This is a genomic window from Paenibacillus sp. FSL W8-0426, assembly GCF_037969725.1.
GTDB classification, from domain to species: domain Bacteria; phylum Bacillota; class Bacilli; order Paenibacillales; family Paenibacillaceae; genus Paenibacillus; species Paenibacillus hubeiensis.
Genome location: NZ_CP150203.1, coordinates 566,424 through 580,768, shown reverse-complemented (window position 1 = coordinate 580,768; position 14,345 = coordinate 566,424). Strand labels below are relative to the sequence as shown.

Genomic DNA, 14,345 nt, shown 5'->3' with positions numbered 1-14,345 from the left:
GCGACACTTTTACTCGGAATAATAATAGGCCATCTCACTTTAGAGCATTAAAAAACAGCGTTGACGGACGAGGATCAGTCCCCGTAGGTCAACGCTGTCTCATAACCAAATCAGCCTAGATCTATATTTGTTCCATTGTGGATATCTCCATCCAAACCTCTTCATGTCTGTACCGATGCATCCGAACACGATGCGGAAACTGCCGCCCCCAGCGACAGAATCGGATCAAGCACCCTGATGCCCAATTCCTGTTCAGCAATCGAGGCAAAGCCCATGGTGGCGAACCCTGTGCATGCCAGTACGATCGAATCAGCCCCGCGTTCGCGCAGGCGCATTCCTGCATCAAGAGCTGCACGCTTTCCCGAAGGCGTATTCAGATCCACGGTAGTCACGACGCCTTCCGGGCGATCCATGCCAATGTATGCATCTCCCAAAATAGAACGGATACGTGTTGGTACTTCTTCCAGAATGGTCAGAACACCTACCCGGTTGGAAGACGTTAATGCAAGATGTGCAGCGCAGGACCCTGCACCATACACAGGAATACGAACCACTTTCCTAGTCTCGGCAAGTGCCGGGTCAGCCGCGCAACTAATGCCAATAGCCGAACACCCCAGCCTTTCGAGCTCGATCGCCAGACTGAGGATCTTGGGAACAGACTCAGCTTCGGTTTCCTCATCATACACGCCAAGAGACTGCTCCGGAATACAGCGGCTAAGCACGGGAAGGCCATATCTCGCTTCGATCAAAGACCCATGTTTGTGAATATCTTCATCATTTTGCAGCGTAATTACTCGAATGATACCCAGCATTCACATATTCCTCCCCAATTTGTGCATAACTTGTGGATATAGTAGCGGTATCTTGTTTATAAACCTATACCAGCCTGTGTATAACTGTGGATATCCTGTGTATATATTGTGTACTTGTTTGTAAAGCTGACGTAAATCGCGATTGCTGTCAACATCCCTGGACATGTTGTGGATATCCCTGGATTTGCTGGATCGAATTGATGCGCCAACTTGCACCAGCACCAGCACGAGCCTAAGACTGCAACTCCCCTTGACGCATAATTAGGACATCATCAATATATACATCAGGCTTCTGCACAACGGCATCAATATGAACGCCGGCAGCTACGGTTCCACCAAACGTATTGTTGCTGCCAAATGCAATATGAATGGTGCTATATACTTTTTCGTCCTCCAGCACAACACCGGTAATTCTCGCTTTATTGTTGGTTCCAATTCCGAATTCACCAAGATAACGGCCGTAGCCATCTCCCAAAACGGAAAGCAGCTTTTTGCCGTTCTCGCCTGTTGCCGCGATCAAGCGTCCTCCCTCGATGGTCAACTCAATCGGTTCAGGTAATGCTCCGATACCCGCGATCGAACCGTCCACAATGATCCGTCCCTCTCCCTGGCCTTCAACTGGCGCGATGTAAGCTTCGCCCGAAGGTAAATTGCCCGATTCTCCAGGATTCAGGTACATCCCTGTGCTCGGCACGCCATTCCGACCATGAATCGAGAACGACAAGGATCTGCCCTCCTTCTCGATCCGGACTTCTTTGCCCGCTGTCAGCATGTCCGTTACCCTTTCAGTCAGCGCTTTGACCTGGGTATATTCCGCCGTAATCGCCCCGTTCAGGAACATGTCTTCCGTCATACCTGGCATGGTTGCAACCCGCGTGCCGGCAGCCGCCGCATTTTTGCGTGCCTGAGTGTGCGTTACCGAATGGCGCGTTACACACACGGCCACATCGGCACGCGCCATCGCCTCGGCGATCGGTGCCGGAGGTTCCTCGCCGGATCTGCTGCGCTCCTTCATAACCAGGAGCATCGCTTCTGCTCCGAGTTCCTTGCCTGCTTCATAGATGGATTCCGCAAGCTCCCGCTTTGCGTCATCAGCCACAACGGCCAGCGTCTCTCCGGGACGGAGTCCCAGGCACTGGACCAGTACATTTTTACTCACTTCGATCTGTTGTTGATTCATTGTATTGCCTCCTCCTATGTCAAACTACCGGCTCAGACGGTCTCCGAGACGAGTTTGCCCATTAGAGCATTCGACAAAATGACCGGGATTCCTGCGGCTGCCTTACTTACCCATTCGCGATGGCGTTCGTCATATCCCATGCAGTCAAGCAAGATCAGTTCCACTCTCCCCTTCAGCGTTTCCACAGCTTGGCGAAATTCCGCTTCGCCCGACGTGTACGGCGAAGCGGCAGCAAAGGCAGGTTGAACAAGGGTGGAAAACTTCAAATCCAGCTGTCCCGCCTGTTCGGGCAGCGGGCCAATCAATCCCAGCCTGCGGCCATCTGCCAGCGCCTGCACCGCTGGGGGAATGATCCGGTCCGGCTCGATCAGATGGGAGCGGTTGGCGTGCAACCCAGGGAAGGAGCCTGTGCACAGCAACAGGATTGTTCGAATGCCGAGCGTCTCCAGTTCGCGTATTTTTCCATCGAGAAGCGGCCGGATTTTCTCTCTAGCCACCACGGCAGCGCTGCCGTCCTTTAACCGGGACGTCAGCACGTAATCCCCGGGTTCAGGGGCGAGCTCGGCAATTTGCTTCGCGGTCAGACCGTCCAGCACGCCGCATTGCACGAGCTCCGCTCTGCCTTCCAAATATTTTTCGATCAAGGGCGCGACGTCCGTCCGCGGAGCTTGGCCAATGGTGATCATGCCCAATTGCTTCATGTCATCAACTCCTTCGAAAACAATTCACCCTTCTCCCAAATTCGCAGACCGGACAATTCATGTTATCAAACGGCCGGAGTGGTCTGCGCACCTGCGGTTTGAAGCACTCTCATCGACCCGTACAATCCGAGGATACGATCATACTCCGACTCGTTATAAAACGAACAGATACCAGCAGTAAACTCCTTGGCCGTTTCAACTGCAAAACGTACGGCGCTGGCAATATCCACCTCATGGCTCGCACCGGTTCCACAACCTGGCACAGCCGACTGGGCTGTTACAGCCACGCCCACAACCGGAGCATGAGTAGCTACTGCCGGCTGCAAAATGGAGTTGATATGGTACAGATCATTGCCATAAGGCGTAATGTCCTGCATCGTCACCGGGAATGTCACGGGAAGTTGTCCTGTTGTCATTTCCATAATGCGCAGCAAGTCCTCGCTGACGCGCAAAATGTACCCTTCTTTCACCGTCGGCGAAATGGCGATGCCTTTGTGGTTGATAACGCGGTTGCCCTTCGTTGTGTCGATGGACAGGATCGCTTCCATTTCCGGCAAAACCTCGTGTTCGTTCATTTGCAAGATATCCACAGGGGAATCCATGAAATCAACCGGCTCATGCGGCAATGTCGGGGCATCCGGGCAAATGTGCGTCGTGACGATCACGTCGCCTTTCAGCGTATCTCCCTTCGTTTGCATATCCGCCAGCTTTAATGCCGCTGCAATAGCAGCTACTGCTCCGTCGGCGTCGGAAACAAGACCGATGCGGCTTGGGCGCGCACCGATTCCGCCGAGACGGCCCACAATGCCCATCGTCGGAGCTTGTCCGCCAGATCGTTTACCTTCGCTACCAGGCACAACCACTTTCACAAAGTCGGTGCTTCCCTTTTCTCCCTGCACCGTCATAACGTCGACCGTTACGCGTGGATAAGCGCCAAACAGCTGTTTCACCGACTCCCCGTTAACGTAAGCGCTGTCGAGCGCTTCAAGTGCCAACAATGTTTTTTGAAGTGGCATCGCTACCCATCCTCTCTAAGCTGTTATATCTTGTGATCAAGTCTAACGCAGCCGAGAAGCCGGTCACAATGTGCCGCTTTGCCAAAATGATCGTTGGTTTATTGTGCGATAAGAATAAAAAAACAAAAATATAGCGCTTAACCTAAATTAGTTCTACCCTATTGTGTCACAAATACTCACACTCGGTTCAATGGCGACACGTTTCAATTCATCGACGCCCATCCTGCCATTCCACCAGTAAGGTAGCCGTTTTAGCTGCATGAAATACGGGAAACTGATGACCATGAGGAACAGCGGCACGTTGTACATCGGTATGAATGCCTGAAGGCGGCTCGTATCCAGTATCCTCTAATCCCCAGACAAGTAACGTTGTGGACGCCTTCTCCGCCGTGATCGCCACTTCACGATCAGGCCTTGAAATCCATTGCAGCAAGTCCGCATTCGCTCCCGCAATCCGCGGAGATTTCAGCCCTGCCGCGGCTCTTGCGGCATAACTTTCAAGCACAGCCTGTTCTGCATCTGCCGAATTCGTCCGCTGCAACTGACGAATCATGCGCTGCGCGCTCATCCTGGAAAGTTCACGATGTAACATTCTGCGCGGCAATCTAGATGCAAAACGCTGAAGCTTGTCCTTCGGGGCTCCCCAGACCGGCTGCAGCAAGGCCAGGTTGATATCCATGCGCCCGCTCTCCCGCATTGCTTCTGCGGCGATGGCCGCACCAACCGAATGGCCGACCAGCGTCATCGGCCTGTTCACTTCGGCTAGCACGCGGCGGAGAGCCGCCACCTGTCTGCTGAACGCATTGCTTGTTTCCGACACTTGCCTTCGTCTCGCAGATCGGCCGAACCCTGCCAGATCGATCAGCCACACCGGGTTTCCCGTTCGGCTCCAAATCTCCTGCCCCAAGGGCAGCATATCATCTGCATCGCTCATCAAGCCATGAACGATAATCCACGGGTCCCCTTCCCCCTCATGAGACAACACCGCCAATTCCCCTTTCCGCGTTCGCGTCCAGCCTGTGGGCAGGTTTGTTTCTTTCGAGGGATAGCTTATCCGATAATCCAAATCAGCCACGACATCGGGAAGCAGTGCCGAAATATCAGGCATTGTTCGGCCCATGCATGCAAAAAGCCGTTCCGTCTGCTCAACCTCGAACTCACGCGTCGTGATGAACGCTAGAGATTCCGGTGGTATGCCGCTAATTCGACTTCCGCCCGCTTTCATCAGAACGTGGATGAACGGCAGCGGGACGACTCCGCGAGGGGTGGACACGTCCAGTTCAGACGCTAACATGCCGATCAGATCTTTCATGTCCGGACCGACCTCCTTACGCGACAACAACGGAAATGTTCCTCCCGTCGGATCCGACTCGCCAGCAAGAAAAACAATCGCTGCAGCCACCACATCATTGGATACCAGCGGCAGCCAATGATGCGAACCTCCAGGGACAACGGGCATTTTCCGGTTTCTCGTGGCTTGGACGAGCAGGCCGAATCCCCCGAGCTGCTCTGTAATTCCTGTCGGAAAAGGCCCCACGACCGTGCTCGGGTTGACCACCGATAGAGGATAGGAACATCGCTTCGCATGCTCGCGAATGTAGCGGTCCGCTTCAAATTTCATATGCTCGTAGGCACTCTCGGTGTGAAGCATGGTATTGAGCCATCTTTTCCATTTCCCCGGATTGTCCGCTGCCCGCTTCTTTCGATTAGTCGGTAACGATGAATTATCGTCATCTCCGTAGGGACTCATGTAACCTACAACATGAATAAAATGCCGCAGTCCCCGCGCCTTATGAATATCCTCCGCCAGCACCGCGATCTCCTTGGCCCCGTTCATGAAAATACGTTCAGCCTCCTTCCGTTCCAAGGTAACGTCCATCGTGCCGCCCGAGTGAATAATGACGTCGGCTTCCATAACCCGCTTCCTGTCTTCGCCATTAAGCCCAAGACCCGGCCGGGACAGGTCACCCTCAACGAATCGGATTCTCTCGTCCACTCCGATCCCGTGATTCCGCATCGCTTTTCTTGCTCTCGATTCGGAACGAACCAACAGTAACAGATTCGCCGTGCCGTTCATGAACTGTTTTACCACTTCTTTGCCGATGAATCCCGTGCTGCCTGTCATGAAAATGGTTGTATTACCCGCACTTTCCTTATCTATATTTGCAGTAATCATTATTGTACCTCCATCAATGCATAGTGTTCGATTAGTACTAAATAGTACTAATCATGTGTAAAAAAAAGTGCTTCGATTACCGAAGCATTTGGCAAAATGTGCGTGCAGACCGTTCCAGGATGGAAACGTCCCGCGAAGTTTCTGCCAGCACAAGCGAGCCCTCCAGTGCCGTCACGAACAAGGAAGCCGCAGATTGCGGATCGATATTGGCCCGGAACTCCCCTTGCTCAATTCCTTGTCGCAACAGCTTTTCCACCAACGGCTGAAGCTCGCGCAAAAAACGCGATATCGTCTCTTTCACTTCCGGCGCGTCCGGCGGCGTCTGCATATACAGCGTGACGAACGGACAACCCCATGCGTAATCCCGCTGCTCCATGCCGGAGGACAGGGATGCAATAAACATAGTTACGCGTTCCTCCACGGAACGCTCACGTTGGCTGAGCAGCAAGTACACGTCCGTTTCGTAACGCGCAATCCAAAATTGCACGACGGCGAGCAGCAGCTCCTCCTTGTTTTTGAAATGATAATAAATGTTGGACTTCGATACGCCGCTGGCCTTTACGACTTCATCCATGCTGACATAGCTGTATCCCTGGCTCAGAAAAAGTTGTGAGGCCACCTCGATGGCCTTCGCCCGATTGTTCGGGTTGGAGCCGGCCCCTTTTTTCGACCGAGTGGTTGTGTTATCATTTTTCATATTTAGAACTATACAGTACTATAAATAGAAAATCAACCGGGATATGACTCCCGGCTGATTCAGATGGACGTTTCATGACGTATCACAAGTTACTTTTTAAGGCTGTCCCAGTTCTGCTGCAGTGCTTCGAGCAAGGCGCTTTTATCCGATTTGCCCGCAACGTAGGCCTGAATCGTGCTTCCGAATTCCTGCGGTACGCCTTCAGGGAAGCGGTTGAAGTTCCAGCTCAGCGTTTTGTTTTCCTGGCTGTATTTCATGATCTCGGCTGCCAGATCGCCCAGCTCCTCTTCGGACGCCTGGATGGAGCTGAAGGCCGGGATGAATTTGAATTCCTCCGTCATATATTTTTTACCGACATCCGACGTAACGAGCCATTCCAGAAACTCTTTCGCTTCCGCCTTCACTTGGGAGTTCTTGTTCACAACCCAGAAGTTTGGCACGCCGACGAACAGTTTATCATTCGGTTCATTGGTGATCGGCATCGGCAGGATGCCAAGGTTCAGGTCGGGATTGATGCCGTCAATCTGCACCTGCGTCCAGTTCCCTTGCTGCATCATCGCCGCTTCTCCGGTTGCGAACAAGGTTACTTGAGTATTGTAGTCGGTGGTCAGCGGGTTTTTGTTGCTGTATTTGAGCGTAAGATCGAGCATGTTCATCCAATCGGCAAACACCTGGTTGCCCGGGATTTTCTCGGTGCCGTCGTTCAGACCTTGAATGAATTTAACCGGATCGGTTTGATTGGCAAAAGCCACATTGACGTTATGGTTGCCCAGCACCCACCACTCCTGATATCCGTTAGAGAACGGCGTAATGCCTGCATCCTGCAGCTTCTGTGCAGCTTGCTCCAGCGCTTCCAGCGTCGTTGGAATCTCAGTGATGCCTGCTTTCGCGAACAGGTCCTTGTTATAAATGAAACCATACCCTTCCAATGCCAGCGGCTGGCCATACAGCTTGCCGTCTTTGGTCATCGGCTCCTTGGCTACCTCAAGCGCATCCTTGGCCCAAGACTCGCCGGACAAGTCCTCCAGATATTCAAGCCACGTATCCAGCTCACGATAACCGCCCACGTTGAAAATGTCGGGCTGTTCGCCAGCCGCGAACTTCGCCTTCAGTGCCGCGCCGTAATCGCTGCCGCCGCCGACGGTTTGAATGTCCAGCTTGATGCCTGGATGGGAAGCTTCGTATTCCGCTTTGAGCCGGTTGAGCGCTTCCGCAATTTCGACCTTGTATTGAAAGATTTTGATGACCTTGTCCCCGGGCGCAGCAGGCGTTTCTCCGCCGCCCGGATTGCTTGTAGGGCTTCCGCTTTTGTCGCCATTGCCGCAACCGGCGAGTACAACCGCAAAAGCAACCATCATGAGCAGCGCTAACTTCGTCATTTTTTTCATGAGCATTCTCTCCCTTGAATGATTTTGGACGGGCAGCTTCTTTCCGTGCGAGTCGAAAGCGGAGGGAGCTGGATGCACTGGAGAAGCGCAGCGGTCGCCTTTGATACCCGGTGGCTTCCTTGCCCTACTCATTCAGGCCACCGGGGAGCAACAGCGATCGGAAGTGCAGCTGCTCCCGGAGCGACCGAACTCGCACCTACCTTGATCTGTTTTTTCCGGGACCGTGCTCCTTCTCCTCACAGCACGGTCCCTCTTTGCTTCTTTCCGTGCGAGTTGAAAGCGGAGGGAGCTGAATGTACTGGAGAAGCGCAGCGGTCGCCTTTGATACCCGGTGGCTTCCTTGCCCTACTCATTCAGGCCACCGGGGAGCAACAGCGATCGGAAGTGCAGCTGCTCCCGGAGCGACCACACTCGCACCCACCTTGATCTGTTTTTTCCGGGACCGTGCTCCTTCTCCTCACAGCACGGTCCCTCTTTGCTTCTTTCCGTGCGAGTCGAAAGCGGAGGGAGCTGAATGCACTGGAGAAGCGCAGCGTTCGCCTTTGATACCCGGTGGCTTCCTTGCCCTACTCATTCAGGCCGCCGGGGAGCAACAGCGATCGGAAGTGCAACTGCTCCCGGAGCGACCGGACTCGCACCTACCTTGATCTGTTTTTTCCGGGACCGTGCTCCTTCTCCTCACAGCACGGTCCCTCTTTGCTTCTTTCCGTGCGAGTCGAAAGCGGAGGGAGCTGAATGCACTGGAGAAGCGCAGCGGTCGCCTTTGATACCCGGTGGCTTCCTTGCCCTACTCGTTCAGGCCACCGGGGAACAACAGCGATCGGAAGTGCAGCTGCTCCCGGAGCGACCGGACTCGCACACCTACACCTACACCTACCCTTTAACTGATCCCGCCGTGATCCCCTGAATAATGTATTTTTGCATTAGCAAAAAGAATATGATAATCGGCATGATGCCGAGCACCAGCGCAGGCAGTGCCAAATCCCACTGTTTCGTGTATTGGCCGAACAGCGCAAAGGTCGCAATCGGTATCGTGCGCAGATTGGAGCTTTGCAGGATCAGGGATGGCAGCAGGTAATCGTTCCAGATCCAAAGCGTGTTCAGGATGATGACCGTAACGTACATCGGCTTCATGAGCGGAAACACGATGCGGAAGAACACGCCGTATACGGAGCTTCCGTCCACTCGTGCAGCCTCTTCAATCTCGACCGGCACGGACTTAACGAATCCGTGGAACAGAAATATCGACATGGGGGCCCCAAAACCGAGATAACAAATGATCAGCCCGGGGAGACTGTCGATCAGACCCAGATTGCTGGTTACCGTCACCAGCGGAATCATGATAGACTGGAACGGAATCACCATTGCGGCGATGAACAGGCCGAACAAGATCCGGTTGAACCGGGTGTTGCTGCGAACCATCCGATAAGCCGCCATCGAGCTGATGAGCACCAGCAGCAGGTTGCTGACGATCGTAACGATCAGCGAATTGACCAGCGCGGAAGGAAAGTTTATTTTTTCCCATGCGTTCGAATAATTCGCCCACTGGAACGACTCGGGCCATGCGGCCGAATTGGTGAGCAGGTCACCAAACGTTTTGACCGAATTGACGAACAGGAAGTAGAACGGGACCAGGAACAGCAGCCCGACCAGTACCATGATCACCTCGGTAAGCAGCGTCCCGAACCGATAATTTTTGCTTGTTTCCATTATGCCTCCACCTCCTTGCTCTTGGTCAGCCGTACCTGAATGATCGTAATGATGGCCACGATGACAAAGAACACAAATGCTTTGGCCGTCCCGATCCCGTATCGGTTGTTCACGAAGGCCTCATTGTAGATGTTGAGCGCCACCGACTCGGTTGAGCCGAACGGTCCGCCTTTCGTGAGCGACAGGTTGAGATCGAACATTTTGAACGACCAGGAGATGGCCAAAAACAGACAGATGGTCACGCCCGGCATGATGAGCGGTACGATGATGCTGCGCAAGATCTGCCAGCGGCTTGCTCCGTCGATTTCGGCAGCCTCCAGCAGATCCGGGGAGACGTTGGTCAAGGAAGAAATGTAGATCACCATCAGATAACCTGCAGTCTGCCATACAAACACAATGACGATTCCCCAGAAGGCCGTCGCCTCGTCCCCCAGCCAGGGGAGATTAAAGAAGGACCAGCCGGTCAGGTCGCCTATTGTTGAAAACCCTTTCACAAATATGAATTGCCAAATGAAGCCGAGCAGCAATCCGCCGATGACGTTGGGCATGAAAAAAATCGTGCGCAGCATGTTTCTCGACTTCAGCGGTTTAGTCAGGAAATACGCCAGGAAAAATCCGATGATGTTGGTCAGCACCACGCCAACCACCGTAAAGCGCACCGTAAACCAGAATGCGGTCTGGAACTTGGGATCGTTTGCAAAAATATGCAGGAAGTTGTCGAGCCCAATCCAGTTGATCGTCGCGGACACGCCATTCCAGTCGGTAAAAGAATACACCATGCCGAGCAGGAAAGGAATGACGATAATGAGAATAAAAAAGACGATGGAGGGACCCACAAACACAAGCTGCTGCAACAGCTGTGATGACCCGCGATGCTTCATGTCGTTCTCCCCCTTCTATGGTTGGATGGATTCGGTCTCTTTTTCTATTAAACCCCAATGCTGCCGCAGGAAACACCGACCCTTGTGAACAGTTGGGTGTAAAATATTGTCCTCTCCCATACCTAAGCCGGAAGGGTGTTTCGATGTCCAAATACTATAGCATTCGCATCAAACTGATTGCCTTTATGCTCATTGCTACAACGCTGCCGCTGCTGGCGTCTACGTACATGACCTTTACCCAGACGAAAACGGCCTTGCGCGAACAGGCGACGCAAGAGAACATCCGCCTGATTTATCAGGCGTCCACCAATCTAAACAACGTGCTCGACAACGTGGCGAAGGCTTCACTGGCCGTGTACAACGATCCGAAATTTTTGCGCAACCTGATCAAAATTCCGGGGGACTACCGTGCCGTAGCCGAAATCTACACGACGCTGCAAACGATTCGCACTTCCGTTCCGGACGTGTTTCAACTATATCTGCACTCTTATGTGGCCAATCAGTCGACCTTGATTACCGATCCATTTCCAAAAAGAGAGGAACGGGAGCAGGCTTATGCCGGCTTCCCGCATGACGATGTCGCACAGGGACAAACCGACATTTGGTTTGAGCCTGCACACGTCAGCCATTCCTATGGCTTCAAGGCTTCCGCCGCAGGGGGCGCCCCTCGAACGGTCGTGACTCTGCGCCGGATCATTATGGACATCCCTTCGACGGAACAGCTCGGGGTGCTCGCCATCGACCTCAACATGGATACGATCGCAGCCATCTGCAACCGGCTTTACGACCCAGCCAAAGAACAGATCTATGTGGTAGACGGGCAGAACCGCATCATTTATCAAGGCACGTCGAGCATCGAAGGTACGGAAGCTCTGAGCGCTAAGGCGACGGAACAGTTGGATCTAGTACGAGCAGGCTCGGGACAAGCCTTTCCCGCATCCGGACATTTTGAGCAAGAACGTTCCATGTATGTCTATCAGCAGCTTGGCAGCCGCTTCGCCGATTGGACCATCGTCAAACAGATTCCGAATGAAACGTTGTATGCCCAAGCTACCTCGCTGACCTGGAATAATGCGCTCATTGCCATTGCGGCGCTGCTGCTCGTCATCGTGGCCACGTTGTTTATTTCCATCCGCATCACAGGGCCGCTCAAACAATTGATGCGGTACATGAATCAAATCCAGGCCGGTCGCCTTCATGTCAACATCCAACTGAAAAGCCGGGATGAATTCGGCGTGCTGGCCCGCCACTTCCGGGATATGATGGATACGGTGAACAACCTGATTTTGCGGGAATACCGGTTGGAGATCGCCAATAAAACCAATCAGCTCAAAGCATTGCAGGCCCAGATTCATCCGCACTTTCTGTACAACACCCTGCAGTCCATCGGCACGCTTGCACTGCAGCAGCAGGGAGAGCGGGTATATACGCTGCTCTCTTCCCTGTCCAAAATGCTTCGTTACAGCATGCGGGAACAAGCGCTTGTCACCTTGCAGGAGGAAGCGGAGCATGCCCGGTTATATTTGCAATTGCAGCAGGAGCGTTTCGGCGAACGTCTGGAGGTGCACCTGCGCTTTGCCGGGGACACGTTGGAGACCAGACTCCCCAGAATGACGCTGCAGCCCATCATTGAAAACTGCTTCAAGCACGGGGCAGACGTACAGCCTGGTCAAGCAGTAATCCGCGTGTCCAGCCGCCGCACTAACGAGCAACAGGTCGAGATCGAAGTGGAGAACAATGGGCCGCATATATCCGAACAACGGTTGAAGGAAATTCAAGGGTGGATGCAACAGCATGAACAGAATGCGGAAACCGCAGGCACCGCGGCGGATGATTCCGAATCCATCGGTCTGCGTAATGTCATCCGCAGGCTTCAATTGCACTCGCCGCCCGAATCCCCAGCCAGTCTGTCGGTCAGTAATCGCGAGGAAGGCGGCGTCACCATTACCATTAAACTATACGCAGGAGAGTGGACACCATGAAAGCACTGATCGTCGATGACGAAAAACACGTTCGCGACGCCATCCGTCTGCTTGGTCATTGGGCTGAGCTCGGGGTCGAAACATTGCTGGAAGCTGCAGACGGAAATGAAGCCGTGGCGGTCATCACCGCCGAATCTCCGGAACTTATTCTCAGCGACATGCGCATGCCGGGGAAAGACGGCATGGCATTGCTGGAGTGGATTTCGACTCACGCTCCGCATAGTAAAGTGGTGGTCATCAGCGGTTATGACGACTTTGAGCTGGTTCGGCACGCCATCCGTTACGGCGGCATGGATTATTTGCTTAAACCCGTCGAAGCGGACGAACTGAACGCTTCCCTGGGCAAAGCCATCCGAGCTTGGAGCGAGGCGGAGGCCGCGCGCAGGCAATCCGCCACACAATCCATCGTTGTGAACCGGATGCGCCCGCATTATCAGGACAGGCTGCTGACCGCTCTCGTCGCCGGTCGGACGAATGGCGCGGCCCGGCTGCAGCAGCTTCGGGACGAGTTGAGCTTTCCTGATGCACTGCCCTGTTGCAGCGTAGCCGTGACAAGCCTGTCCCATCTCGATGCAGGTATACTGGCCAAATACCGGAGCCAGCCTGAACTGCTCGCCTTCTCGGTCATCAATATCGCGGCCGAGTCGTTCAACACCCCGGACAAAGGCGTCGCATTCCGGCATTTGGAGCAGCCTGATGAAGTCGTGCTGCTCTATTGGGGAGACAGCGCCGGTCTGCAGTCCCTTCTGGAGAAAGTCAACCAAGGTATGGACCAGACGCTCCAACGCCATTTGCATTTTGGCATCTCTTCTTGCGACGCGTATCCCGGAGGGATATCGGCCGCTTACCAGGAGGCTCGGCTTCGCTTGTGGCGAAGAAATATACGCCAATCCGCGGGATGCCTTCACCTTTCGCCCCCTGTCCAGTCCGGAAACAAACCAAAGCGCCTGTCATCGATGGAGGAAACGTGGCGCGTCGCAGCCATGAGCGGCAATGCGGCGAGCATATCGGCAGCCGTTGCCGAGTGGATCGAACCCATCTCTCAGCTTGAGGTCATTACGGGCGAACAACTGCAGCAGTGGATGGACGAATTCGAGTGGATGATCGGCCGTTGGCTGGACGACCAGGAAGACCTGCCTACGGCGATGGATCTGGATACCATCGAAGAGCAGGCTTTTCCTTTTGCGGAACTGCCCCTGGACCGGGCCGGCCGATTATCAATCCGCTTGTTCCAGTCCCAACTGGAGCACCGATTGCTGGCTGCAGGCAAGGCGCTGATCGCGCCGCATCCTGCAAACTCCGACCCGATGAGCGACATCGCGCGTTATACGGAAGCCCATTATAAGGAGGACCTTTCCTTGCAGCAGATTGCAGCGAAATTTTATTTGAGCCGCGAATACATTTCGCGCAAGTTCAAGCAGCAATTCGGGCTGAATTGGTCCGAATACCTTGGAAGACAGCGGATGAACAGCGCCAAGCTGCTGCTGCAGAACCCTTCCCTGCGGCTTGCCCAAGTTGCGGAGATGGTAGGGTATCAGGATGAAAAGTACTTTAGCAAGGTCTTTAAAAAAATGGAGGGCATGACGCCTGGGGAATACCGGAAAATGTCATCCGGGGTGAATTAGAAGCGGAATGTTCTAAGCTCTAAGGAACCTGAGACGTCTTATTCGCCGAAAAGATGACCTTTTGAGGCGCTAACGAACCGTAGACACGCTATTTCAAGAAAATGGTGTGTGCTGAGTCCATTCGGCCAGCAATAGCGTGTCTGAGGTTCGTTAGCCGAAATTAAAGGTCATATTCTG

The 14,345-nt window shown here is 53.8% G+C and carries 11 protein-coding genes; 2 read left to right on the top strand and 9 right to left on the bottom strand.

Going from position 1 to position 14,345, the window contains the following annotated elements:
- Positions 1-161: 161 nt before the first annotated feature.
- The 9 genes from MKY59_RS02730 to MKY59_RS02690 all read right to left on the bottom strand — a co-directional run bounded on the left by MKY59_RS02730 (position 162) and on the right by MKY59_RS02690 (position 10,561).
- Entirely contained in the window at positions 162-812 is a 651-nt protein-coding gene (locus tag MKY59_RS02730) for an aspartate/glutamate racemase family protein (protein ID WP_339275861.1), read from the bottom strand.
- Positions 813-1,044: 232 nt separating this feature from the next.
- Positions 1,045-1,992 carry an aminopeptidase gene (locus MKY59_RS02725; RefSeq protein WP_339275859.1) on the bottom strand — a complete coding sequence of 316 codons (948 nt, stop codon included), beginning with the start codon at positions 1,990-1,992 and terminating at the stop codon, positions 1,045-1,047.
- A gap of 32 nt (positions 1,993-2,024) precedes the next feature.
- Complete coding sequence (locus MKY59_RS02720; RefSeq protein WP_236417532.1) at positions 2,025-2,693, bottom strand: AroM family protein; 669 nt, start codon at positions 2,691-2,693, stop codon at positions 2,025-2,027.
- A gap of 65 nt (positions 2,694-2,758) precedes the next feature.
- Complete coding sequence (locus tag MKY59_RS02715; protein WP_339275857.1) at positions 2,759-3,709, bottom strand: DUF1177 domain-containing protein; 951 nt, start codon at positions 3,707-3,709, stop codon at positions 2,759-2,761.
- A gap of 208 nt (positions 3,710-3,917) precedes the next feature.
- The gene (locus MKY59_RS02710) at positions 3,918-5,885 is read right to left on the bottom strand and encodes an alpha/beta fold hydrolase (protein ID WP_339275856.1); all 1,968 of its coding nucleotides are present in this window, start codon (positions 5,883-5,885) and stop codon (positions 3,918-3,920) included.
- Positions 5,886-5,961: 76 nt separating this feature from the next.
- Complete coding sequence (locus MKY59_RS02705; protein WP_339275855.1) at positions 5,962-6,504, bottom strand: TetR/AcrR family transcriptional regulator; 543 nt, start codon at positions 6,502-6,504, stop codon at positions 5,962-5,964.
- Positions 6,505-6,671: 167 nt separating this feature from the next.
- Positions 6,672-7,970, bottom strand: coding sequence for an ABC transporter substrate-binding protein (locus tag MKY59_RS02700; protein WP_339275853.1), 1,299 nt, complete (start codon positions 7,968-7,970; stop codon positions 6,672-6,674).
- An 873-nt stretch (positions 7,971-8,843) separates the two neighbouring features.
- Entirely contained in the window at positions 8,844-9,680 is an 837-nt protein-coding gene (locus MKY59_RS02695) for a carbohydrate ABC transporter permease (protein ID WP_236417537.1), read from the bottom strand.
- On the bottom strand, positions 9,680-10,561 hold the full coding sequence (locus tag MKY59_RS02690; protein WP_236417538.1) for a sugar ABC transporter permease: 882 nt from the start codon (positions 10,559-10,561) through the stop codon (positions 9,680-9,682). The genes MKY59_RS02695 and MKY59_RS02690 overlap by 1 nt, the downstream gene beginning before the upstream one ends.
- A gap of 143 nt (positions 10,562-10,704) precedes the next feature.
- Between MKY59_RS02690 and MKY59_RS02685 the strand changes: the two genes are divergently transcribed.
- Together MKY59_RS02685 and MKY59_RS02680 are read left to right on the top strand one after the other, a co-directional pair.
- Complete coding sequence (locus tag MKY59_RS02685) at positions 10,705-12,543, top strand: sensor histidine kinase (RefSeq protein WP_236417539.1); 1,839 nt, start codon at positions 10,705-10,707, stop codon at positions 12,541-12,543.
- The gene (locus MKY59_RS02680) at positions 12,540-14,168 is read left to right on the top strand and encodes a response regulator (protein ID WP_339275852.1); all 1,629 of its coding nucleotides are present in this window, start codon (positions 12,540-12,542) and stop codon (positions 14,166-14,168) included. The genes MKY59_RS02685 and MKY59_RS02680 overlap by 4 nt, the downstream gene beginning before the upstream one ends.
- Positions 14,169-14,345 lie beyond the last annotated feature (177 nt).

Bases quoted from the DNA above. Each gene is read 5' to 3' on its own strand.
- MKY59_RS02730 (WP_339275861.1), bottom strand. From the start codon at position 812: ATGCTGGGTATCATTCGAGTAATTACGCTGCAAAATGATGAAGATATT.
- MKY59_RS02725 (WP_339275859.1), bottom strand. From the start codon at position 1,992: ATGAATCAACAACAGATCGAAGTGAGTAAAAATGTACTGGTCCAGTGC.
- MKY59_RS02720 (WP_236417532.1), bottom strand. From the start codon at position 2,693: ATGAAGCAATTGGGCATGATCACCATTGGCCAAGCTCCGCGGACGGAC.
- MKY59_RS02715 (WP_339275857.1), bottom strand. From the start codon at position 3,709: ATGCCACTTCAAAAAACATTGTTGGCACTTGAAGCGCTCGACAGCGCT.
- MKY59_RS02710 (WP_339275856.1), bottom strand. From the start codon at position 5,885: ATGATTACTGCAAATATAGATAAGGAAAGTGCGGGTAATACAACCATT.
- MKY59_RS02700 (WP_339275853.1), bottom strand. From the start codon at position 7,970: ATGAAAAAAATGACGAAGTTAGCGCTGCTCATGATGGTTGCTTTTGCG.
- MKY59_RS02695 (WP_236417537.1), bottom strand. From the start codon at position 9,680: ATGGAAACAAGCAAAAATTATCGGTTCGGGACGCTGCTTACCGAGGTG.
- MKY59_RS02690 (WP_236417538.1), bottom strand. From the start codon at position 10,561: ATGAAGCATCGCGGGTCATCACAGCTGTTGCAGCAGCTTGTGTTTGTG.
- MKY59_RS02685 (WP_236417539.1), top strand. From the start codon at position 10,705: ATGTCCAAATACTATAGCATTCGCATCAAACTGATTGCCTTTATGCTC.
- MKY59_RS02680 (WP_339275852.1), top strand. From the start codon at position 12,540: ATGAAAGCACTGATCGTCGATGACGAAAAACACGTTCGCGACGCCATC.